This is a genomic window from Micromonospora sp. CA-248260, from assembly GCF_050942205.1.
In the GTDB taxonomy this organism is placed as follows: domain Bacteria; phylum Actinomycetota; class Actinomycetes; order Mycobacteriales; family Micromonosporaceae; genus Micromonospora; species Micromonospora antibiotica.
This window is the reverse complement of the sequence record NZ_CP192021.1, coordinates 5402346-5425662: the sequence shown is the minus strand read 5'-3', so window position 1 is coordinate 5425662 and position 23317 is coordinate 5402346. Positions and strand designations below refer to the sequence as shown.

Below are 23317 nucleotides of genomic sequence, written 5' to 3'. Positions count from 1 at the left end.
CGACAACCGGATCGGACTCGGGCAGTCTGACGGACGGCAAAGGACGGGGTGGAGAGATGGACGTCGATCAGATTCGGGTGTTCGGCCGCCGGCTGGCGGGGGTGTCGTGGCGGGTGGCCCGGCACGAATGGACCCTGGCGGCGGTCGCCGCGCTGCTGCTGGCCGTGGTGCTGACCTGGCCGACCCTGCGGGATCCGGCGAGCACCATCCCGCAGGACACCGGTGATCCGACGCTCCAGGCGTGGCAGGTGGCCTGGGGTGGGCACGCCCTGCTCACCAACCCGTTCCAGGTCTGGCACTCCAACACGTTCTATCCCGAGCCGTACACCTATGCCTACTCCGACACCCTGCTCGGGTACGCCCCGTTCGGGATGATCGGGGACGGTCCGGTGGCCGCCGTGATCCGCTACAACCTGCTCTACATGCTGACCCACGCCCTCGCCCTGTTCGGGGCGTACGCGCTGGCCCGGCAGGTGGGGGCCGGCCGGGCGGGTGCGGCGGTGGCCGGGGTGTCCTTCGCGTACGCCCCGTGGAAGCTCGCCCAGGCCGGTCACCTGCACGTGATCAGCATCGGCGGGATCGCCCTCGCGTTGGCCATGCTGGCCCGGGGGCACGGCTGGTCGCTGCGGCACGGCCACCGGCCCGACCGGGTCCGCCCCGGCTGGGCGGTCGCCGGGTGGGCGGTCGCCGCCTGGCAGGTCACCCTCGGCTTCGGCATCGGCCTGCCCTTCGCGTACGCGCTGGGACTGATCTGCCTCGGCGTGGCGGTGACGTACGCCGTGGTGTGGCGGCGGCGGCGGTCCCGGCCGGCGGTGCCGCGTGGCCTGCTCCTGGCCGACCTGGCCGGGGGGATCGGCTTCGCCGTGGTGACCCTGGCGATGGCCGCACCGTACTTCGAGGTGGTGGCCCGCAACCCGTCCGGTCGGCGCACGGTGGCCCAGATCGAGATGTTCTCCCCGCCGTGGCGGGGGTTCGTCACCGCGCCGCCGGAGTCCTGGCTGTGGGGGGAGCGGCACGAGGCGGCCCGGGCCACGCTCGGCTTCCCGGGTGAGATGACCCTGCTGCCCGGGGTGGTGCTGTTGTCCCTGGCGATGGCCGGGCTGTTCTTCTCCGCGTGGCGGCTGCGGCACCGGCTGATGCTGGCCGGCGCGGCGTTGGTCAGCGTGGCGCTCGCGGCGGGCACCACGTTCGGCGGTGACGGCAACCCCGGTTACGTGACGCTTGTCGAGCACGCCCCGGGCTGGGACGGGGTGCGCACCCCGGGCCGGCTGGTGCTGTGGACGACCCTGCTGCTCGGCCTGCTCGCCGCCGGGGCGTTGACGGTGCGCGAGCCGGCTTCCCGGGCCGTGCGGGACGGGGAACCGGCACCGGGGCCGACCGGGGGGCAACCACCGGAGCCGGGGGCGGAGTCGGCCGTGCCGGGGGCGGAGTCGGTCGTGTCCGGGGCGGTGGAACCGGGAGCGCCGCCGACGCTGCGACCGGCGGACCCGGCCGTCGCGATGGCGGCGGACCGGGGAGCGCTGGCACCCTCGGCGGAGGGGGCCGTACCGGTGCGGGCGGCGGTGCCGGCGGAGGTGGTCGTACCGGGGCAGGCGCAGGCGGCGGCGCGACCGATGCTGCGGTCGGCGGCGTGGTCCGAACCGGCGGCCGAGCAGACGGCCCCCCGGAAGCCGGCCCCGAAGCGGGACGGCGGGCAGTGGCGGCTGGCCCGGTTGGCGTTGCTGGTGCCGCTGGTGCTGGTCCTGCTGGAAGGGGTCAACCGCACCCCGCACGTGCCGGCACCGGTGCAACCGGCGGTGCTGCGCGGGCTGACCGGCCCGGCGTTGGTGCTGCCCAGCGACGGTATCCGGGAGTTGCACGTGATGCTGTGGTCCACCGACGGGTTCCCCAAGGTGGTCAACGGGCTGGCCTCGTTCACCCCACAGTCCCAGGAGCGGATCCGGGCGGCGAGCATGACCTTCCCGGACGCGACCTCGGTGGCGTACCTGCGGCAGGTGGGGGTGCGCACGGTGGTGCTGCTGCCCGGTTGGGCGCCCGGCACCCCGTGGGCGGACGTGGCCGCCCGACCGGTGGACGGGTTGGGCATCAGTCGGGAAATGGTCGGCGAGGACGTCATCTACCGGCTCTGATGGCCGAGTTAGTTGGGAGCGCTTCCTAATTCGGCGGCGCAGCGGTTACTGTTGACTTCTTCTTCGGCAGCGGGAGCCAAGCGTGCCGGCGGGGAGCCAGGGCAGCTCTTCGCACCCGTCGACGTCCCCACGGGGCGTCGCACCCTCACCCTGGCATCCCGAGAGGAACCGCAGATGCGGAGAAGTCTCGTCGGCGCGGTCACCACCGTGCTGGCCGCTGCCACGGCCGTCGTGGCCGTACAGTTCACCGTCGCACCATCCACCGAGGCCGCCGCGGCGGCGGCCGAACCGTACAGCTGGAAGAACGTCCGGATCGACGGTGGCGGCTTCGTCCCCGGCATCGTCTTCAACCAGACCGAGAAGAACCTGATCTACGCGCGCACCGACATCGGCGGCGCGTACCGGTGGGAGCAGGCCAGCCAGTCCTGGACGCCGCTGCTCGACTGGGTCGGCGCGGACAAGTGGGGCTACAACGGCGTGGTCAGCCTGGCCACCGACCCGGTGCAGACCAACCGGGTGTACGCGGCCGTCGGCATGTACACCAACGACTGGGACCCGAACAACGGCGCGATCCTGCGCTCTTCGGACAAGGGTGCCACCTGGCAGGCCACCGCGCTGCCGTTCAAGAACGGCGGCAACATGCCCGGCCGGGGCATGGGCGAGCGGCTCGCCGTCGACCCCAACAAGAACAGCGTCATCTACTACGGCGCCGAGGGCGGCAACGGCCTGTGGCGCAGCACCGACTTCGGGGTCACCTGGGCCAAGGTGGCGAACTTCCCCAACGTCGGCAACTACCGGGCCGACCCCAACGACACCACCGGCTACCAGAGCCAGAACCAGGGCCTGACCTGGGTCACCTTCGACAAGAGCACCGGTACGGTGGGCAACGCCACGCAGACCATCTACGTCGGCGTGGCGGACAAGGCGAACCCGGTGTACCGCTCGACCAACGGTGGCACCAGCTGGGAGCGGATCGCCGGTCAGCCCACCGGCTACCTGGCCCACAAGGGTGTGGTGGACCCCGTCGGCGGCTTCCTCTACATCGCCACCAGCGACACCGGCGGCCCGTACGACGGGGGCAAGGGTGACGTGTGGAAGTTCAACCGGGCCACCGGGGCGTGGACGCAGATCAGCCCGATCCCGTCGTCCAGCAGCGACGCCTACTTCGGCTACTCGGGGCTGACCATCGACCGGCAGAAGCCGAACACCCTGATGGTCGCGACCCAGATCTCCTGGTGGCCGGACGCGATCTTCTGGCGCAGCACCGACGGCGGCGCGACCTGGAGCCGGATCTGGGAGTTCGGCAGCTACCCGGAGCGCACCAAGAAGTTCAAGATGGACATCAGCTCGGTGCCGTGGCTGACCTTCGGGGCCAACCCGGCCCCGCCGGAGGAGTCCCCGAAGCTGGGCTGGATGAACGAGTCGGTGGAGATCGACCCGTTCGACTCGAACCGCTTCATGTACGGCACCGGCGCGACCATCTACGGCAGCACCGACCTCACCAAGTGGGACACCGGTGGCCAGCTCACCATCAAGCCGATGGTCAAGGGCCTGGAGGAGACCGCCGTACAGGACCTGATCAGCCCGCCCACCGGGGCACCGCTGATCAGCGGGCTCGGTGACATCGGCGGGTTCCGGCACACCGACCTCGACGCGGTGCCGCCGATGCTGTTCACCCAGCCGGTCTTCACCACCACCACCAGCCTCGACTACGCCGAGGCGAACCCGGCGACGATGGTGCGGGCCGGCAACTTCACCGACGCCGACCGCCCCAACGACAGCCACATCGCGTTCTCCACCGACGGCGGGGCGAACTGGTTCCAGGGCAGCGAGCCGGGCGGGGTCAACAACGGCGGCACGGTCGCCGCCGCCGCCGACGGCAGCCAGTTCGTCTGGGCCCCGGGTGACGCCGGGCAGCAGGTCATCCGCTCGGTGGGCTTCGGCAACTCGTGGACCGCCGCCACCGGTATCCCGGCCAACGCGGTCGTCGAGTCCGACCGGGTCAACAAGAACAAGTTCTACGGCTTCAGCGCCGGCAAGTTCTATGTCAGCACCAACGGTGGGGCCAGCTTCACCGCCTCCGCCGCCACCGGCCTGCCGGCCACCGGGAACGTGAAGTTCAAGGCGGTGCCCGGCAAGGAGGGCGACGTCTGGCTGGCCGGTGAGGGCGGGCTGTGGCGCTCCACCGACTCCGGGGCCAGCTTCACCAAGTTGGCCGGGGTGTCGGCGGCGGTGAACGTCGGCTTCGGCAAGGCCGCCCCCGGGCAGACGTACCCGGCGGTGTTCACCTTCGGCACCGTCGACGGCAAGGCCGGCGTCTACCGCTCCGACAACACCGGCGGGGCCTGGGTGCGGATCAACGACGACCAGCACCAGTACGGCAACGCGGGCGAGGCGCTCACCGGGGACCCGAGGGTCTACGGCCGGGTCTACCTGGGCACCAACGGCCGGGGCATCCTGGTCGCCGACCGGCTCGGCAGCAACCCGACCACGCCTCCGCCGACCACGCCGCCCCCCACCACGCCGCCCCCCACCACCCCTCCGCCGACCACGCCTCCGCCGACCACGCCGCCCCCCACCACGCCTCCGCCCACCACCCCGCCGCCGACGACCCCGCCGCCCACCGGTGGGTGCGCGGCGACGTACCAGGTGACCGGGTCGTGGCCGGGTGGCTTCCAGGGCGAGGTGACGGTGCGGAACGCGGGCACCGCGCCGATCGCCGGCTGGACGCTCAGCTGGACGTTCGCCAACGGTCAGACGATCAACTCGCTCTGGGGCGGCACCCTGACCCAGACCGGGGCGCGCGTCTCGGTGCGCGACGCCGGGTGGAACGGCGCGCTCGGTGCCGGGGCCACCACCAGCGTCGGCTTCACCGCCAACGTCACCGGCAGCAACACCGTCCCGGCGGTCACCTGCACCAGCCGCTGACGACTATCAACTATCCGACACCTGCCGGCTCCCCCGATCCCGTCGGGGGAGCCGGCGCGTGTCCGGCCTGGGACCCGCCCGGCCGGTGGCTGATCGACTCAGTGGCGGCGATGGTGCGGCGTCGACCCCGGGTCTCTACCGCAACATCGCCCCAACGGAGTGGATCGAAGACGGCACAGGCCCCGGTCGGCGCCGAAGGGCGCGACCGGGGCCTGTGCGTGCCGTGGGACGGTCAGTCGTCCAGACCGACCGGGGAGTTGGGCCGGTCCACGTCGACGAACTCGATGTCGTCGGCGGCCCGGTCATCTCTGCTGCCGGCAGCCCGCGCGGCGGTGCCGGCAGCCCAGCCGATCGCCGCGCCGACCAGCGCCGCGCTGATCAGCAGGGTCCAGGGCAGGGCCGGGCGGCGGCCGGCGAGCGCGTCGAAGGCGAGCGTGGCCCGTCGGCGTGCCTCGTCGGCGGTCGAGCCGACCAGGTCACCGGCGTCGGCCAGTCCCGAGTCCCGGACCGACCTGGCGGCGTCCCGCACGCTGTCACCGGCGGAGTCGACCGCCGAGAGCAGGTGGTGCCAGGCCTGGTCGGCGATCCGCTCGGGCTTGCTGCGGCGCTCCAGAAGGTTGCTGCCGAACATCGTGATTACCTCCTCGAATGCCGAAGTCTGCGGCCACTTCGGACTTCGACGTCTCTGCGGCTCGTGACGGTACTCGCCCGCCCGGTCGTCCGCCCGTCCTCCCAGCAGTGCCCCACCCGACCGGGTCGCAAACCCGACGCGGACGGAGCGTGATCCCGGCCGGTGGAAATCATCCCCTCCTGGTCGACCCGGCCCGACCGTGACCTCGGACCGGTGGACGGGACTCGGCCTGTCCCGGCCGTGACGTCGGCCCGGTGACCGCGGTCACCGGGCCGACGTCACGGGGCTAGCGGACCAGGACCACCGACGTCGCGCGGGCGAAATCGTCGCCGTCGTCGTCATCGTCGTCGTCCCCGCCACCGCCGAAGCCGCAGGCGAGCACGAGAGCGAGCAGTGCGCCGACGCCGGCCAGGCCGAGCAGTCTCTTGAGCATCGATCCGTCTCCTCGATCGTGGTGACCCATCTCTCGCCCAGGCTAGGCACCGGGCACAACCAGCGCCGGGAGGCCGGACGGGGCTCGCCCGACCCTCCGCATCCGGCTCGGAGTGGACCCGGACCGCTACTCTGGGACGGTTGGAACGGCCCAGCTGAGCCGTTCGTCGGAGAGAACAGGACCAGCAACGGTGCGGGAAAGGACGGCCCGGTCCGTCCGGATCCGCGAATTGCTCATCCCGAGGGGTGGCGACCGAGGCCGTCGGAGGAATACTCTCGGTCGCGGCCCGCGTACTGATGAGGCGCCCGGGGACGGGCGAGTGGAGGTGCTCGCGTGAGCCTGTCGATCGTGAAGTCGGTCCTGCCGGCCGGTGTCATCGAGATCGCCCCTCGTGGCGAGATCGACGTCGACACCGCCTACGAGGTACGTGAGGCGATCGCCGAGGTGCTGGCCAAGGGCCGGCCCGCCCGGATCGAGCTCAACATGCGACTGGTCACCTTCATCGACTCCGTCGGGATCAGCGCGATGGTCGCCGGGTTCCAGACCGCCGAGGTCAGTGGGGTCAAGTTGATCGTCACCGAACCGAGCCGGTTCGTGCACCGGCAGCTCTGGGTCACCGGTCTGCTCGGTCTCTTCGGCGCTCCGGAGCCATACTTCGCCGGTGCCGCCACCCCCGAGGTGCTGCCGGGCGCCTGACCGCACCACCGGCCCCGCCTGAGCCCGCTGGCCTGGGACGTTGCCAGTCCGTCCCGGGTGCGGCACGATCGTGCGACCGACGACGGTCAGGAGGCCCGGTGGTCCGGCGGGAGAGCTTCAGCTACACGGTGCAGGCGCGCTGCGCACAGGCGGACGCGGTGGCCTTGCTGAGCGACCTGTCCCGGCAGGAGGAACTGCATCCCCTGATCGTCCGGGTGCGGCGGTTGCCCGCCCGGCCGGGCGCCCTGGCCAGCTATGCGATCACCGATCGGCTGGAGTTGGGGCCGCTGCGGTTTCCCGTCACCTATCAGGCGGATGTCCTGCAGGTCGGCGACGACGAGATCGTGACGGTGGCCCGACAGCAGCCGGGCACCACGGTCCGCAACCACACCCGGCTGCGGACGGAGGGTGACCTGCTGCGGATCGACGTGGAGATCACCCTCGCCGCGCCGGCACCGTTGTTCGGGTACGCCTTCCGGCAGGCCCGCGCCGCTCACCTCGGGCTGGCCAGCCGGCTCGGCGCGGTGCTGGACGGCCGGGCCGGCGACCCGTCTGCCGCCGGCTGACCTGGGGCCGACCTGCGACACCGGGCCCGACCCTGCGGTCGGGCGGTGTTCCGGTGGCCCGTCGGGCGGTCTTCCGGTTGGCTGTCGGCGGTGTTCCGGTGGCCCGTCGTGGACGGGCCACCGGGCCAGCTCAGTACATCGACAGGTGCACGTGGTTGGTGTGGTCGCTGGACGGGTCGCCGTTGCCCCCGCTGTACGCCTTCCAGCCGCTGCTCGGCAGCCAGATCCGCTTGAACCAGATCACGTAGAGCACGCCGAGCCGGTCGGCGTTACGGATGAAGTAGGCGGCGAGGTTGTTGCCGTACGTCCGGTCGCCGCCGCTGGCCACCCCGCCGAAGCCGTTCTTCTGCGCGGCGAAGTCGCACGCGCGGCCCTTGGGGTGTTCACCGGAACCACTGGGACGGTGGCAGGAGACGTACCGGGTGAAACCGGCCGCCTTGGCCTGCTGGAGGGCGTTGAGGGTACGCGGGGTGATGCAGCCGTTGGCCGGGGTCGGGTCGTTGACGCTGCACGACTCGGACGGCCAGGAACCGTCGGAGTTACGGGGCGCCCCCTTGGCGTTGCTGCTGGACGTGCCCTCCGAACTGCCGGAGTCGTTGGAGGAGGTGGGGGCCGGCTTGTCGGCGGCGGCCACGGCCAGCGCGCGTTCGGCCTGATCCTTCCGCTTGCCCATGGTGGCGACCTGCTTGCGCTGCTCGGTGATCTCCCGACTGACGGCGGCCCGGGTCCGGGCGGCCTGGTCCCGGGTCTCGATCATCTTGCGCAGTTCCTGGTCCTCCCGGGCCGCGACCGTCTCCAACGCCGACGCGCGGTCCATGAAGCCACCGGGGCTGTTGCTGTTGAGCAGGGCGGACATCGGCCCGAGGCGGCCGGTGCGGTAGGCCGCTCCGGCGATCTCGCCGACCTTGCCGGTCTGCGTGACCAGCTGGGCCTCGATGGCCTTGAGCTGGCCGTCCAACTCCTGCTGACGTCGGGTGGAGCGCTCGAGGGCGGTCTTCGCGTCGAGCCACCCCTTGCTGGCCGCGTCGAGCTGGTCGCGTAGGGCCGGGGTGCCGCCCTCCTCGTCGTCGCCGGGGGCGGCGAGGCGGGTGGTGGGCGCGGCGACGGCCGGGCTGAACGGCGCGGACGACACGCCCAGGGCGAGCGCCGTGACGACTGCGGCCAGTAGTCGCGTGGTGGTGCGTACGTGCATGTGATGTCCTTCCGTCAGCCGCCGACCGGGTTAGCTGACGGGTTCGGGACGGAAGATCCCTACCGCTGACGCGGATGCACCCCAGGAACGTGGTTCCCCGGTTCGCCCTGGTGGGCGATTAGGCGGCGGCCACTGCCGGCGCCGGTGGGCGCCGCCTGGCGGTGGCCGGAGCCGAGCCTACCGGTACGCGTGGGACAGCTGCCTACCTCGTGACTGAGGGTACGAGAGTGAATACTGCCAAAAGGTGTGAACGGCGCAAATTGCCGTTGATCTACAGCGCGATTCCCGGAGAGTGGGCCCGACCACCGGGCACGAGACGGCGGCCGGGTCGCAGGGCGGCGGCCCGGCCGCAGGGCGGCAGTCGGGGTCACCAGTGGGTCGGGCCGCATGCTCCGGGGGTCGCTCGGGGCTCGATCTGAAGAGTGGCGTGCTCGATGTGGAAGTCCTCCCGCAGGGCACCACGGGCGGCGGCGAGCACGGTGCCGGCCTCGGCGTCGCCGGCCAGGGTGAGGTGGGCCGAGGCGACGTCCATGCCGGAGGTGAGCGTCCAGACGTGCAGGTCGTGCACCTCGGCGACGCCGGGCACGGCGGTCAACCGGTCGTGTACGGCGGTCACCGGGAGATGCTCCGGGGCGGCCTGCACCAGGATGCGCACCGCCGCCCGCCCGAGCCGCCAGGTGCGGGGCAGGATGAACACGCCGATCGCCACGGCGACCACCGGGTCGGCCCACCACCAGCCGGTGCCGGCGATCAGCAGCGCCGCCGCGATCACGCCGAGGGAGCCGAGCAGGTCGCCGACCACCTCCAGGTACGCCCCGCGCAGGTTGATGCTCTCCTTGGCCCCCTCGCGCAGCAGGCCGAACGCGACGAGGTTGGCGAGCAGGCCGAGCACCGCCACCACCAGCATCGGGCCGGCCAGCACCTCGGGTGGCTCGCCGAAGCGGCGGACCGCCTCGATCAGCACGTAGATCGCCACCCCGCTGAGCAGGACGGCGTTGGCCAGCGCGGCGAGCACCTCCAGCCGGTAGAGGCCGAAGGTGCGCTGCGGGTCCTGCGTGGCCCGCCGGGTGGCGGTGATCGCCGCCAGGGCCATCCCGATGCCGAGGACGTCGGTGAACATGTGGCCGGCGTCGGAGAGCAGGGCCAGTGAGCCGGTGCCGAACGCGGCCACCGCCTCGACCACCATGAACACGGCGAGCAGTCCGAAAGCCGCCCAGAGCCGACCGCGGTGCCGGTGTGCGGCGTTACTGACCGTCGCACTGTGGTCATGACCTGCGCCCACGTCCACACCTTCCGTCGCCGCTGCGGACCCGATCCAATCTATGCTCACATCGCTATGTATGCAAGTGACAGCCGGGCCTTCGGCCAGGAGCGACAGCAGGGGCCGTCGACCCAGCACGACAGCGGGGTCGCCGACGACCCAGAAGCGTTCGGTGTGGCCCTCGACCAGGGGCCGGGCCGATCGGGGCCGGTGGCTCAGCCGGTGGGGTCGATGGTGGTGAGGCGCTGGGTGGCCCGGGACAACGCGACGTAGAGCGTCCGTACCCCCGAGCCCGGATCGGCCCGGATCTCCCCGGGGCAGACCAGCACCACCCCGTCGTACTCCATGCCCTTGGCCTGGAGACTCGTCACCACCTGAAGCCGCGCCCCGCCCCGGTCGCCCAACCAGCCGGCGACCTCGTCGCGGCGCGGCACCGGCGTGATCACGCCGACCGTCCCGGCCACCTCGGCCAGCACCGCGTCCACCGCGTCCACCGTCGCCGGGGCCAGCTCCGCCGCCGGCACGTGCAGCGCCACCGGCTCCACCCCGGTGGACCGCACCGCACTCGGCAACTCCAGGTCGGGATAGAGCCGGCGGATCTCCGCCGCCGCCACCGCGAAGATCTCCGCCGAGTTGCGGTAGTTGGTGGAGAGCGTGAACCGGTGCCGCCGCCGCCGGCCCAGCGCCTGGTCCCGGGCCCGGTCCAACTCCTGCTGGTCGCCCGTCCAGGCGGTCTGCGCCGGATCACCCACCACCGTCCAGGAGGCGAGCCGACCACGCCGGCCGACCATCCGCCACTGCATCGGCGAGACGTCCTGCGACTCGTCCACCACCACGTGCGCGTAGTCCCGGTAGTCCTCGGGCCGTTCCCGGGCCGCCGCCCGGGCCGCGCGCTGCCGCTCACCGAACGTGCTCAGCTCCCGCACACCGCCGGCCAGCTGGAACGGGTCCCGGTTCGCCTTCTTCGGCCGCACCGGCCGGCCCAGCAGGGCGTCCAACTCGTCCAGGAGGGCGATGTCGGCCACCGTCAGCCCCTCGACGTCCAACGACCGGTACGCCGCGACGAGCAATCCGATCTCCGCCCGGGAGAGGATGCCGGCCGCGTACCGGTGCAGCCGGTCCGGGCGGGCCAGCCAGCCCAGCACGTGCCGCGGATGCAGCCGGGGCCACCACGCCTTGAGGAACTCCCGGAACTCCGGCCGCTCGATGATCTCGTCCTCGAAGGCACGCTGCTCGGGCAGCCCGCTGACAGCCGACCGACGGGCCTGCGCGTAGAGCGCGGCGAGCACCCCGTCGAAGCCGACCCGGCGCACCTCGTTACGGCGGGCCCCCCGGTGCAACGCCCGGTCCCGGATGCCGTCCAGCTCACGCCGCTCCAACCGCAGCAGCGTCCCCCGGTAGAGCAGCCGCAGCTCCTGCGGGCCGTCCGGCACCGCGTCCCGGGCCGCCCGCTCCAACACCCGACGCATCCGCAGCGAACCCTTCACCGCCGCCACCTCGGGCCCGTCCGTACGGGTCGCCGACATGCCGGGGAACAGCGACCCCAGCGAGTGCAGGGTGGCGGTCTCCTCACCCAACGACGGCAGCACCGAGGCGATGTACTCCACGAAGACCGCCGACGGGCCCACCACCAGGATGCCGCCGCCACCGTACCGGCTGCGGTCGGCATAGAGCAGGTACGCCGCCCGGTGCAGGGCCACCGCCGTCTTCCCGGTGCCCGGCCCACCGGAGACGATGGTGACCCCCGAACCGGGGGAGCGGATCGCCTCGTCCTGCTCCCGCTGGATGGTCGCGATGATGTCCCGCATCCCCCGACCGGTCGCCCGGGACAGGGTCGCCAGCAGCGCCCCGTCACCCACCACCGGCATGTCCGGCGGGGCGGCCTCCGGGTCGAGCAGGTCGTCCTCGATCCGGGTGACCTTCTCGTCCGACGAGCTGATCGTGCGCCGCCGCACCACGCCCAGCGGCTCCGCCGGAGTGGCCCGGTAGAAGGCGGCGGCGGCCGGGGCCCGCCAGTCGACCACCAGCGTCTCGGCGTCGTCACCGCGCACCCCGAGCCGTCCGACGTGCAGCACCTGCCGGTCGCGCAGGTCCAGCCGGCCGAAGACCAGCCCCTCGTGCTCAGCGTCCAACAGGTGCCGCCGCTGGGCGGCGTGGAACACCATGGCGTCCCGCTCCACCAGCGCACCGAAGGTGCCGACCCCGGCCATCCGGTAGCCGTCCCGCTCGGCGCGGGCCGCCGCGCGACGCAGCTCGGCGAGCCGGGCGTACACCCGGTCGAGATGCCGTTGTTCGGCGGCGATCTCCTGTTCCAGGGTGGTCTGGTCGGTCAACGTACCGGCTCCTGTGCGACGGCGACGCCGGGCACGGGTGCATGCCAGGCGGAATGAGGGTACGGGCACCCACCCACCCCGCGTCGGGGCGATACCCGTCCGGCGACCTCCACCACCTCCACGGGGCCTCCGGCCGGTGGTCCTTCCCCGTCCCGGACCGACCGGGGGAGTGGGCGGAGGTGGCCGGGGGCGGGGAACCGCGTGCCGCCCGGCGGTTCAGCCGGTCGGCCCGGTCCTCGCCGGGACGACGGCGGGCCGGCGAGGACCGGGCGGCGGCGCGGCGGCCGTGACCTGGTCCGCAGGGTCGCGCCAGGCTCGCCGGCCGGCGGTCAACACCCGGTGCAGCACGCCGGCGAGGGCGGCGTTCACCTCGTCCGGGCGTTCCATCATCAGCATGTGCCCGGCACCCGGGCAGACGGTCAGCTCGGTGGCCGGCAGCGCCGCCGCGATCGACTCCGCGCACGGCGGCGGGGTCAACCGGTCCCGGTCACCGACCAGTGCCGCCGCCGGCAGGTGCGCCAACGCGGCCAGGGTGGCCAGCCGGTGCTGGGCACCGATCGAGGCGCGGAAACCACCGATCGAGCGCAGCGACGCGCGGGCCACCGCCGAGGTGACCAGGCGGATGTCGGAGCCGGAGCACCGGTCACCGAAGAGCATCCACCGGATGCTCGGCGCGAGGGCGCGCAGCAGCGGACGAGGTGGCCGCCACGAGCCGCACCGGGCCAGCACCCCCGCCCCGGTGGTCTCGGCGAGCCGGATCAGCCGGGCGATCCGCGGCGACAGACCGTACACCGTGTGGGTGTGCCCCTCGGCGGTGGTGGAGACGAAGACCAGCCCGGCCGTACGGGCGGCGAAGTGGACCGGATGCCGGTGGGCGTACTCCATCACCGTCATCCCGCCCATCGAGTGCCCGACCAGCACCACCGTCCCGGCCGGGGCCACCTCGTCCAGCACCGCCGCCAGGTCGTCGCCGAGCTGGGCCAGGGTCGCCGTGCGCAGCGCCATGCAGCTGGACCGGCCGTGCCCCCGGGCGTCGTAGGCGACCACCCGCACCCGGTCGCCGAACCGGCTGCGCAGGTCGGCGAGCTGCTTGTGCCAGGCCCGACCGTCCAGCGTCCAGCCGTGCAGCAGGACCACGGTGACCTCGGCATCGGTCGGGCCACTCACCTCGACATGCAGTCGTACCTCGTCGGGTAGCCGCAACTCCCGCTGATCCGGCATCGCCACCTCCCCAGGCCACCGGGACACATTCACCGGTGTGACCCGGCGGTAACACCGGCTACCCGACATCAGACCACGCCAACCGCGGTGGAGAGAAGATTCCCGACCGCCCCGCGCGGGGCCGCCCCGACGGCCAGTCTGGAGACATGCACCGTTCGCCCGCCGGAGCGGCCCGGCCTCCCCGGACGGCCCCCGTGGGCGCTGTCGGGTCGTCTCCAGCGGAACCTGCGGGCGCTGCCGGGCTGTCTCCGGTGGCACGTGCGGGCGTTGTCGGGTCGTCTCCGGTGGCACGTGCGGGCGTTGTCGGGTCGTCTCCGGTGGCATCCGTGGGTGCCGTCGGGTCGTCGCCTGTGGGGCCTGGCGGGCCGCCCCGGTCCGTCCGTCCGCCCCGGGCGGCGCTGGCAGAGCTGCTCGCCGGCAACCGGCGCTTCGTCAGCGGCCGACCGATCCACGGCCACGACGTCACCGCCGCCGCAGCCGTCGCCTCCGGCGACCAGCAGCCCTACGCGGTGCTGCTCGGCTGCATCGACTCGCGGGTGCCGCTGGAGGCGATCTTCGATCAGACCTTCGGCTCGATCTGCGTGATCCGCACCGGAGGGCACGTGCTGGACCGGGCCGTGCGAGGCTCGATCGAGTACGTGGTGGACCAGCTCGGGGTGACGCTGGTGATGGTGCTCGGACACGAGCGGTGCGGGGCGGTCGCCTCGACCGTGCAGAGCCTGCGCACGGGGCAGCGGCCCGGCGGTGACCTGGGATACCTCGTCGACCGGATCGCCCCGGCGGTGGTCGAGGTGGGCGCGCACCACCCGGCAGTCCATCCCCTGGCGGTCCGTCGGCACGTACGGCGTACGGTGCGGGCGCTGCGCACCGACGACCTGCTGGCCGGCCCGGTCGGCACGGGCGATGTCGACGTCGTCGGTGCCCTGTACGCCCTGGACACCGGCGAGGTCACCCTGCTCGACCCCTGACTCCCGTCCCCGCGCTACCCCACCCCGCCGCCGTGCTGCTCCGCCCCGCCGCCGTGCTGTCCCGCTCTGCTGCCCGGGAGGCAGCATGCTGCGCATGATCGCATGCTGTCCGGGGACCGCGTGCTGCCCCAGGGGCCGCATGCTGCGCCCATGATCGCAGCGCGATCATGGGCGCAGCGCGATCGTCACGGCGGGATGAGGATGATCCCGCCGTGACGGTGAGGGGACGAGAAAGAGGAACCGCCCGCCGGGGTGACCCGACGGGCGGTTCCAGATGTGCTCGGTGAGGGCTCAGCCCTCGAAGACGCCGGCCTCGACGAGACGCTTCTCGGTCTTGTCCCAGCCGTGGTCCGGGTGGGTGGCGGCGAGGTTGTTGATCTCGGCGCGGATCTTGGCGGCGTGGCCGGCGGTGGCCAGCGTCCGGATCTCCTCGACGAAGGCGTCGGAGTCGGTACGCAGGTGCGCGGTCTTGCCGTTGGTCAGGTTCCGCACGTAGGCGTGCTTGCCGCCGTTGAGCGGGATGAGGTACTTGAACTCGCCCAGCACGCTGAGGGCGCCACCCTGGCCAGCCTGGCCGGCCCGGACTGACGCGCGCGCGGTCTTAGAGGTGTTGCCTGCCACGGAGATGCTCCTTGCAAGACGTACGGGAGGACGGGGATCGTCCGGGGGCTGTAGCGGGTGACGCCCGGTCGGATCGTCGAACGCCCAGGTGGGTCATCGAACGCCCGGTTGGATCGTCGGCCCGCGAAGTGGTGCGACGGCGCAGAACCGCCCAGAGAAATATACACGACCACGGTGCCTGGCAGCTCACCGTGCCGTCGGAGAGCACAACCGGGTCACCGGTCCGGGTATTTCCCGCCGGCGAATTTTCCGATTCCCTGGCGCACCATCCGTCACAGGAGTCATCATGTGTGGCAACAGCCACTCGGGTGGTCGAGGTCGTAGGGGAAGACGCACCTCGCTCTCCGGGAGGTCACCGTGCCAACGCGTGGCGTCGTATACGTCCACTCGACCCCGCTCGCCGTGTGCTCACACGTCGAGTGGGCGATCGCGCGCGTCCTTGCCGCGCCGGTCAACCTGCACTGGACGGCCCAGCCCGTCGATCCCGGCGCCCGCCGGGCCGAGTGCGGATGGACCGGCCGGCCGGGGACGGGTGCCGAGCTGGCTGCTGCCCTCAGGCAGTGGCCCATGATCCGTTTCGAGGTGACCGAGGAACCCAGCACCGGCGCGGACGGCGAGCGTTTCATGCACGTGCCCGGCCGGGGCCTGTTCCGGGCCGCGGTGGGCGCGGCCGGCGACATCCAGCTCGGCGAGGACCGGCTGCGCAGCATCATGGCGTCGGTACGCCCGGAGGCGTTGGCGCACGCCCTGGACAAGGCGATGGGCACGGCCTGGGACGCGGAGCTGGAGCCCTACCGGTACGCCGGGGACGGTGCGCCGGTGACCCTGCTCACCCGGGTCGGCTGACCGCAGCGGCGCCTGAAGTGGGTGAGTCTGCTCACCCGGACCGGCCGTCCGACGGCCAGGAGAGCGAGCGGGTCAGCCGGACACCCGGTCGGGGACAGGCATCCTCCACCCATCGCCTGACCTGGTCGGGTTGCCGCTGATCTCCGGCGCGGGTTGGATGGGCCGGGTGCCGAACTCCTCGCGACGTGCCGGCGTCGCTGTCGCCGCCCTGACCGCGCTGCTCGCCTCCGGATGCGCGGGGGAGGGGCAGGCTCCCGCGCCGGCCCTGTCCGGGGCCGCCCCGACAGCCAGCCCGACCGTCGCGGCGCCCACCGCCGACGACCCGGCCGGTCGGGCCGCCGCGCTGGCCGGCACGCTCGCCGACGAGGACCTGGTCGGCCAGGTGCTGATGCCCTACGCGTACGGCAGTTCGGCGACGACGGTGACGCCCGGATCGGCCACCGGCAACCAGGCCCTCGCCGGGGTCGACACCCCGGCCGAGATGATCGCGAAGTACCGGCTCGGCGGGCTGATCCTGGTCGGGTTCAGCGCCGACGATCCCACCTCCGGCAACCAGTCCACCACCAACGTCGACAACCCGGCCCAGGTGAAGAAGCTGACCGCCGGGCTGCGCCAGGCCGCCGGGAAGCTGGCCGCCGGCCCGGCCCCGTTCCTGGTCGGCACCGACCAGGAGTACGGGGTGGTCACCCGGATCACCGACGGGGTGACCACGCTGCCCAGCGCGCTCGCCGCCGGGGCGGCCGACGATCCGGCCCGGACCGAGGCCGCCTGGAAGGCCGCCGGCACCGAACTGGCCGCGATGGGGGTGAACCTGGACTTCGCCCCGGTCGCCGACGTCCTGGCCACCCGCAGCACGGTGATCGGCTCGCGGTCCTTCGGCGCCGACCCGAAGCGGGCCGCCGGGCAGGTCGCGGGCGCGGTCCAGGGGTTGCAGAGCGCCGGGGTGGCGGCCAGCGTCAAGCACTTCCCCGGGCACGGGCTCAGCGCCGCCGACTCGCACCAGGAGGTCCCGGTGGTGGCGCAGCCCCGGGCCGAGTTGGACGCCACCGCCTTCCCGCCGTTCCGGGCCGGCATCGACGCCGGGGCGATGGCGGTGATGTCGGCGCACCTCGACGTCACCGCCGTGGACCCGGGCACCCCGGCCACCTTCTCCCGCAAGCTGCTCACCGACGTGCTGCGCGGCGAGCTGGGTTTCCAGGGCGTGGTGATCACCGACGGGATGAACATGCCGCCGGCGAAGCGCTACCCGCCGGGCGAGGCGGCGGTGAAGGCCCTGCTCGCCGGCAACGACCTGATCCTGATGACCCCGAACGTCGGCCAGGCGTACGACGGGCTGCTGGCCGCGCTGCGCGACGGCACGCTGCCCCGGGACCGGCTGGTGGCGGCGGTCACCCGGGTGTTGACCATGAAGTTCCGGCTGGCCGACCGACCGACGCCGGCGATGTCCACGCTCGACAGCGCCCCGCACCGGGCCGCCGCCACCGCGTTGGCCGCCGCGGCGGTCACCCAGCTACGCGGGAAGTGCGGCGTGGCGGTGTCCGGCCCGGTCACCGTCACCACCTCCGACGGGCGGGACAAGACCCGGGCGGCGCTCACCGAGGCGTTGACCGATGCGGGCGTGCGGGTGGTGCCCAAGGGCGGCACGCGGGTGCACCTGGTCGGCTACGGCGACGGCCCGAAGGATCTCGCCGCCGACGCGGCGGTCACCGTGGCGATGGACACCCCGTACGTGCTGGAGAAGGCGGCCTCGCCGACGCTGCTGGCGACCTATTCGTCCAGCCGGGCCTCGATGACCGCGCTCGCCGGGGTGCTGGCCGGCAAGGCGAAGCCGACCGGGCGTTCCCCGGTGCCGCTGACCGGGCTGCCCACCACCACCTGCACCGGCTGACCCCGACTGCGCCCGCTGTCTGCTTGCCCCCGCTGTCCGCTCTGGCGAGGGGTGGGCGGTCCGGGTGCCCGGCCCGCCCCCGAGGGAGCCGGGCCGCGCGGCGTCCGACGCCGACGTGGCCGGTCGCCGACGGAGGTCGACGACCGGCCACGGCCGGTGCGGTGGTGGATCAGTTCAGCGGGACCTGCTGGGCCACTGCCGCGCCACCGGACTCGAAGGCGGCCAGCAGCGACGTCGGGGTGCCCCCGCTGGTCGGGACCGTCACGGTGACCCGGTCACCGGCGGCCAGCCGTACCGTGTGCTCGCCCTGGGCCGTGTCGCCGTCCCAGGCGTACAGGTAGGCGGTTCCGGCCCGGTCGGCACGCAGGGTGACCTGCACGCCGTCGGTGACGCGGTGGGCCGAGGTCAGCCGCAGCGCCGAGTTCTTCAGCCTCGGCACGGCGGCCGGGGCGACCCCGTCCACGGCCGACTGGGCGATGGTCTGCGGGCTGTGCACGCTGCGCGCCGAGGTGTCCGGGAACACCGGCGTGCTGGGCTGCCGGGCCGCCGGCTGGTAGCCGGGCAGGGTGGTCAGACCGTAGCGGTACGGGTCGGCCCGGACGCCGGTGAAGGTGGACCAGCCCAGCCGGGACTGCGAGCTGAGGTCCTGGGTGTCCGAGTCGTAGACCAGCACGTTGAAGCCCATCCGGGCCGGGTCCACGGCGTCCGGCAGCACCGCGAACGGGATCATCGTCTCGATGGTGTAGCCGGTGTACGGGGAGCTGACCCTGCTGACCACGGTCATCCCGGGTGCGGTGGTCGCCCCCGGGCCCTGCCGGTTGTCGGCGTCGCGCTGCCAGCACGGCGGGTCGCCGTTGGCCGGGTCGTCGGTGATCGGGAAGATGCCGGCCTTGAACACGGTGGAGGTGTCCGTCGAGTTCCCCTTCGGGTCGACGATGATCTCCACGCTGTCGGTGCGGCGCTGCCGCTTGCAGTCCTGCGGGACGACCTTCTTGCCCAGCACGTCGTCGGTGACCTGGACGAGCACCTTCAGCCCGTCGGCGGTCCAGGCGATCCGGCCGGTCGCCGAGGCGTCCTGCGGGGTCGTGGCCTGCCCCTCCCAGATGCGGGAGAAGTCCAGCTCCGGGCCGGGGTACTCGCCGGGCGAGGCGACCCCGTCGACGGTGCCGGCCCCGGCGGCCGGGACCTCGGTGGTCGGGACGATCTCCAGTGCGCCGGTCTCCACGGTGCTGCCGGCGGCGCTGGTGGTGGTGATGGTGATGCCGTAGTCGCCGTCCGTGCCGCCCTCGTTGGCGGTCGGCAGGGTGGCGTCGGTGTTGGTGACGGTGAAGGTGACCGCCCCGGTCGCGCCGGGGGCCAGCGCGGGGTAGCTCTTGGTGGCCGCGTCGGCGGTGAAGCCGGCCGGCAGGCCGAGGGTGACGGTGCCGCTGCGGCTGACCCGGCCGTGGTTGCGCAGGTCGATGCGGACCGTGCGCTGCTGACCGGAGCCGATGGTGAGCACCGGCTTGATCAGGGTGTCCAGCTGCGGGTATCCGCCCTCACCGGCCCAGGTGCGGAACGTGCCCACCTCGGGCAGCGGCTCCAGGGTGCCCCGGACGTCGGCGACCACCCGGACGGCCCGGTCGGTGCGCCCGGCACCCTGACGGGTGGTCAGGGTGGCCCCGATGAGCTGCTGCTGATTGGTGGCGGCGTCGGCCGCAACGGTGACGGTGAACTTCCGGGTCCGCTCCTTGCCCGACGGCACGTCACTGTTGAGCACGCCGGAGCCCTTGACCTTCCAGCCGGCCGGCAGCCGCAGGTCGATCCGGGGCTTGACCAGGGCACGGTTGTGCGGGGCGCGCAGGTGCGCGGTGACCTCGACGGTCGCGCCGGGGGCCAGGTCGAACCGGTCGGTGGTGAGGTACAGCTCGGTGCCCTTGGGCAGGCCACCGGTCACCGGCGGCAGCACCGAGCCGCGCAGGATCGCCTCCGGGGAGGTGTCCGCCGGGTCGTACGGGACGCGGCTGTCGATCAGGGTGTAGAAGTCACACCGGATCTTGGTCGGGTCGGTGGGGGCGGCGGCGGTGCCGGCCCAGCCCTGGGTGACGTACTCCCGGCGGGCGTCGACCTCGATCTCGGCCCAGGTCTTCCCGCTGGCGCTCGCGGTGCCCTCCCAGACGCCGAAGACCTGGTCGGTGGGGACGGTGGGGGTGAAGCTGGTCGCGCACTGCGGCCCGGCGGCGGAGCTGCCGGTGCCGCCGCTGCGCAGGAACTTCGCGGCCCGGAACGGGGTGAGGCCCTCGGCGCTGAGCTGCTCGGGGAAGGCGTTCGGGTCGGCGGCGGCGGCGAACGCCTCGGCGGCGAACCGGGCGGCCTGCTGGTGGTTGCCGTGGTTGCCCGGGGTCGGCGACGGGTTCATCGTCATGATGATCTCGGGCCGGGTGGTCCGGATGACCCGGACGATCTGACCCAGGGTGTCGTCGTGGCCCCAGATCTGCTCGGACAGCGGGGCGGACGCGGTGTACCAGAAGTCGACCCGGTCGAGGTTGTAGAGGTTCTCCACGCCGGCCTTGCCGATCGCGGTGCGCTCCTCGCGTTCACGGATGATGCCCAGCGGTGGCCCCTCTTCCAGGCCGACGGCGTTACCGCCGCCCTCACCGCGGGTGATGGTGACGACGCCGGCCTTGGCGCCGTACTTCTCCTTCCACTGGCCGAGGGTGGCGAGGCTGCCGGCCTCGTCGTCGGGGTGGGCGCTGACGAAGAGCACGTCGAGGTCGACGGCCTTGGCGGGGCGGACGTCGGCCGGGGCGGCGACGGCGGTGGCGGGCGCCCCGGCCACGGCCAGGGCGAGTGCGGTGGGTAGCAGGAAACCCTTGATGCGCATGCAGATCCTTCCGGAACCACGATGTCCGGGCAGCGACGGTCCTCGTCGGACGCGGGGCGTCCGACGAGCGGTCGTCGGTGGACGGTGAGGCGGCGGGAACGGGAACGGTGGGCGTCGTTGGACGCGGTGCACCGGGTACGGCAGCGGTACGGGTTCCGTACACACTGGAAGGCCTTCGCCCGGTGACGCTAGGGACCAGCGTGGCGGCACGTCAATGTTCTGGAAGGTATTTCTTTCTTTGCAGAAGAAATAAAGTACGCCCTGTCCGGGATGTCCGGTGATATTCCGCCACGGCCGGCCCGTCCCGGGCGTCGGCCCCGGCGCGGATGTCGTCGCTGCTCCGGTGCTGTCTGCGCGCTGGTCGAGACGGACTTGTTACTTGACTCTTTAATTCGTTCGCCGTAGGAAGGAAGTGTGACAGACGTGGTGACGCCACCAACGAGCCCGGTGAGCCGGGAGCGGTCGAAGGAGATCAAGCGGCTTTCCGTGATCTCCACCGCCCGCCAGGTCCGGCTGCTCTCCCGGGCCGAGCTGACCGAGCTGACCGGCCTGAGCCCCGCGACGCTCACCCCGCTCGTGCGTGACCTGATCGCCGAGGGCTACCTGATCGAACGCGGGCCGGGCACCTCCCGGGCCGGCCGCCCCCGGGCGATGCTGGAGTTCAACCCGCGCGCCGAGCTGGTCGCCGCCGTCTCGCTGGAACCGTCCCGGATCAGCTGCGAGATCGCCGACAGCGACGGCGCGGTCGTCGCCCACCGCGCGATCCGGCTGACCGGCGACATCGTCGACACCATCTGCCGCTCGGTGCCCGAGCTGGCCGGGGACGGCCTGCCGGCGCTGCGCGGGGTGGCCATCGCCGCGCCCGGCGTCATCTCCGGCGGCGCGGTCCGACTCGCCCCCTCGGTCGGCCTGATCGAGGGCCGACCGATAGGGGAGTCGGTCCAGCGAACGCTGGGCGTGCCGGTGGTGGTGGACAACGACGTCAACCTGATGGCGGCCGGCGAACACGCCGCCGGGGCCGGCACCGACGTCGCCGACCTGCTGCTGCTGCACGTCGCCGACGGCATCGGCGCGGGCCTGGTGCTCGACGGCCAGGTCCGGCGGGGGGCCCGGGGCGCGGCCGGCGAGGTCGGTTTCCTGCCGCTGGACCCGGCCGGCCGGGGACACGACGGGATCGGCCCGTTCGAGGCCCGCTGGTCGGAGAACGCGATCGCCGAACGGGTCGTCGCACTGGCCCCGGGCCGCCGCCCCGACTCGCCGGTACGCGCGCTGGTCGCCCTGGCCGTCACCGATCCGCGCGCCGCCGGCTACCTCGACGAACTGCTGCACGCCTGGTCCCGGCTGATCGTCTCCTGCGTCTGCGTCATCGACCCGGGGCGGGTGCTGCTCAGCGGTGCCGCCGCCGACCTCGACGACGCCGCCGTCGGCCGGCTCCAGGACCTGGTCACCGCCGCCGCACCCAGCACCACCGAGGTGCGCCGGGCCGTGCTCGGCGACCGGGCCGTGCTGCACGGCGCGGTCAGCTACGCCCTCTCCGCCGCCGCAGCCGGGTTGCCCACCCTGTTGCCGGCCCCCTGACCTGCCCCGCCTCACTTCTCCCCAACCCCTCGGAGGTATCCCATGAGACGTCGACTTCTGCTCGCCGGAGCGCTCGCCACCGTCCTCGCCGCCGGCACCGCCTGCGGCGGCGGCTCGGACGACACCGCTGCGGGTGAGACGGAGAAGCTGACGATCTACACCGCCCGCGACAAGAAGGTCTCCACCTTCGTGGTGGACAAGTTCACCGCCAAGTACCCCGAGTACAAGGGGAAGGTGGAGATCCTCAACCTGGGCGCCCAGGAGATCCTGGAGCGGGTCCGGGCCGAGAAGGCCAACCCGCAGGCCGACGTCTGGTGGGGCGGCACCCAGCAGGGGCTGTCCGCCGGTGCCGGTGAGGACCTGCTCACCGCCTGGCAGCCCGCGTTCGCCGGCAAGATGGACGCGAAGTACAAGGACGCCGAGGGTCGCTGGTTCGGTGAGATCCTGCTGCCCGAGGTCATCATGTACAACAACAAGGCGCTCACCCCGGAGCAGGCCCCGAAGGACTGGGACGACCTGCTGAAGCCGGAGTGGAAAGACAAGATCGTCATCCGGGACGTGGCCGCCTCGGGCACCATGCGGTCGATCTACGCCGCGATGATCATGCGGCAGTCGCCGGACGGCAGCAACCCGCAGCCCGGCTACGACTGGCTCAAGAAGCTCGACGCCAACACCGGCTCGTACGCGGCCAACCCGGCCGACCTCTACCTCAAGCTCTCCCGCCAGCAGGGCACGCTGAGCGCCTGGAACCTGCAGGACATCCTGCTCCAGGCCAACCAGTCCAACATGCCGTTCGGCTACGTGATGCCGGCCTCCGGCGCCCCGGTGCTGGTCGACGGGCTCGCCGCGGTCAAGGGCGGCAACAGCGCCGGCGCGCAGAAGTTCATCGAGTTCCTCTTCGACGACACGCTCCGCGCCGACCTGGCCAAGGACTACTACCAGATCCCGGCCGTGGAGATCGCCCAGCAGCCGGAGTGGCTGGCCCAGCTCAACCTCAAGCCGCTCGACGTCAACTGGGACATCATCGGCAAGAACGAGACCGAGTGGATCAACCACTGGAACAGCCAGATCAAGAACAAGGGCTGACCGTACGGGTGCCGGGGGTCGTCCCGCCCCCGGCACCGCCCGTCGCGCCGCCCACCCGGGCGGCCCGTCTTCGCAAC

The 23317-nt window shown here is 72.8% G+C and carries 16 protein-coding genes, 1 pseudogene and 1 riboswitch; of the genes and pseudogenes, 9 read left to right on the top strand and 8 right to left on the bottom strand.

Going from position 1 to position 23317, the window contains the following annotated elements:
- The first annotated feature begins 56 nt into the window (after nucleotides 1–56).
- A complete protein-coding gene (locus ACQP2H_RS23215; RefSeq protein ID WP_357535539.1) occupies nucleotides 57–2129 on the top strand; it encodes a hypothetical protein in 2073 nt (690 codons plus the stop codon).
- A gap of 174 nt (nucleotides 2130–2303) precedes the next feature.
- The gene (locus tag ACQP2H_RS23210; RefSeq protein ID WP_357535537.1) at nucleotides 2304–5057 is read left to right on the top strand and encodes a cellulose binding domain-containing protein; all 2754 of its coding nucleotides are present in this window, start codon (nucleotides 2304–2306) and stop codon (nucleotides 5055–5057) included.
- 232 nt (nucleotides 5058–5289) lie between these two features.
- On the opposite strand, the gene ACQP2H_RS23205 is transcribed toward ACQP2H_RS23210, so the two are convergent.
- Entirely contained in the window at nucleotides 5290–5688 is a 399-nt protein-coding gene (locus ACQP2H_RS23205) for a hypothetical protein (protein ID WP_208568904.1), read from the bottom strand.
- Nucleotides 5689–5974: 286 nt separating this feature from the next.
- Nucleotides 5975–6121, bottom strand: coding sequence for a hypothetical protein (locus tag ACQP2H_RS23200; protein WP_208568905.1), 147 nt, complete (start codon nucleotides 6119–6121; stop codon nucleotides 5975–5977).
- Nucleotides 6122–6454: 333 nt separating this feature from the next.
- Between ACQP2H_RS23200 and ACQP2H_RS23195 the strand changes: the two genes are divergently transcribed.
- Together ACQP2H_RS23195 and ACQP2H_RS23190 are read left to right on the top strand one after the other, a co-directional pair.
- Nucleotides 6455–6817 (top strand): STAS domain-containing protein, encoded by a 363-nt coding sequence (locus tag ACQP2H_RS23195; RefSeq protein ID WP_067309377.1) that lies wholly within the window; start codon nucleotides 6455–6457, stop codon nucleotides 6815–6817.
- Nucleotides 6818–6915: 98 nt separating this feature from the next.
- Nucleotides 6916–7383, top strand: coding sequence for an SRPBCC family protein (locus ACQP2H_RS23190; protein ID WP_219464141.1), 468 nt, complete (start codon nucleotides 6916–6918; stop codon nucleotides 7381–7383).
- Nucleotides 7384–7513: 130 nt separating this feature from the next.
- On the opposite strand, the gene ACQP2H_RS23185 is transcribed toward ACQP2H_RS23190, so the two are convergent.
- The 4 genes and pseudogenes from ACQP2H_RS23185 to ACQP2H_RS23170 all read right to left on the bottom strand — a co-directional run.
- Nucleotides 7514–8575 (bottom strand): coiled-coil domain-containing protein, encoded by a 1062-nt coding sequence (locus ACQP2H_RS23185; protein ID WP_219464139.1) that lies wholly within the window; start codon nucleotides 8573–8575, stop codon nucleotides 7514–7516.
- A 3-nt stretch (nucleotides 8576–8578) separates the two neighbouring features.
- A riboswitch (cyclic di-AMP (ydaO/yuaA leader) is annotated at nucleotides 8579–8710 on the bottom strand.
- 232 nt (nucleotides 8711–8942) lie between these two features.
- Entirely contained in the window at nucleotides 8943–9857 is a 915-nt protein-coding gene (locus ACQP2H_RS23180; RefSeq protein ID WP_219464137.1) for a cation diffusion facilitator family transporter, read from the bottom strand.
- Between the two features lie 194 nt (nucleotides 9858–10051).
- Nucleotides 10052–12169 (bottom strand): HelD family protein, encoded by a 2118-nt coding sequence (locus tag ACQP2H_RS23175; protein ID WP_219464136.1) that lies wholly within the window; start codon nucleotides 12167–12169, stop codon nucleotides 10052–10054.
- 330 nt (nucleotides 12170–12499) lie between these two features.
- Nucleotides 12500–13390 (bottom strand): annotated as a pseudogene (locus tag ACQP2H_RS23170) (alpha/beta fold hydrolase); the annotation flags it as partial.
- A gap of 350 nt (nucleotides 13391–13740) precedes the next feature.
- On the opposite strand from ACQP2H_RS23170, the gene ACQP2H_RS23165 reads away from it, so the two are divergent.
- The gene (locus tag ACQP2H_RS23165; protein ID WP_357535530.1) at nucleotides 13741–14358 is read left to right on the top strand and encodes a carbonic anhydrase; all 618 of its coding nucleotides are present in this window, start codon (nucleotides 13741–13743) and stop codon (nucleotides 14356–14358) included.
- Between the two features lie 291 nt (nucleotides 14359–14649).
- On the opposite strand, the gene ACQP2H_RS23160 is transcribed toward ACQP2H_RS23165, so the two are convergent.
- Nucleotides 14650–14979, bottom strand: a complete 330-nt coding sequence (locus tag ACQP2H_RS23160; RefSeq protein WP_208568913.1) for a hypothetical protein — start codon at nucleotides 14977–14979, stop codon at nucleotides 14650–14652.
- Nucleotides 14980–15336: 357 nt separating this feature from the next.
- Here ACQP2H_RS23160 and ACQP2H_RS23155 point away from each other — a divergent pair, with 357 nt between their 5' ends.
- Nucleotides 15337–15825: a DUF3145 domain-containing protein gene (locus ACQP2H_RS23155; protein WP_088647746.1), complete on the top strand. Its 489-nt coding sequence runs from the start codon at nucleotides 15337–15339 to the stop codon at nucleotides 15823–15825.
- Between the two features lie 157 nt (nucleotides 15826–15982).
- A complete protein-coding gene (locus ACQP2H_RS23150; protein WP_357535759.1) occupies nucleotides 15983–17713 on the top strand; it encodes a glycoside hydrolase family 3 protein in 1731 nt (576 codons plus the stop codon).
- 169 nt (nucleotides 17714–17882) lie between these two features.
- On the opposite strand, the gene ACQP2H_RS23145 is transcribed toward ACQP2H_RS23150, so the two are convergent.
- Entirely contained in the window at nucleotides 17883–20576 is a 2694-nt protein-coding gene (locus ACQP2H_RS23145) for a sugar-binding protein (RefSeq protein WP_433228848.1), read from the bottom strand.
- A 414-nt stretch (nucleotides 20577–20990) separates the two neighbouring features.
- Between ACQP2H_RS23145 and ACQP2H_RS23140 the strand changes: the two genes are divergently transcribed.
- Together ACQP2H_RS23140 and ACQP2H_RS23135 are read left to right on the top strand one after the other, a co-directional pair.
- Entirely contained in the window at nucleotides 20991–22154 is a 1164-nt protein-coding gene (locus tag ACQP2H_RS23140) for an ROK family protein (RefSeq protein ID WP_219464134.1), read from the top strand.
- A gap of 42 nt (nucleotides 22155–22196) precedes the next feature.
- Nucleotides 22197–23240: an extracellular solute-binding protein gene (locus tag ACQP2H_RS23135; protein WP_219464133.1), complete on the top strand. Its 1044-nt coding sequence runs from the start codon at nucleotides 22197–22199 to the stop codon at nucleotides 23238–23240.
- The last annotated feature ends 77 nt before the right edge of the window (nucleotides 23241–23317 follow it).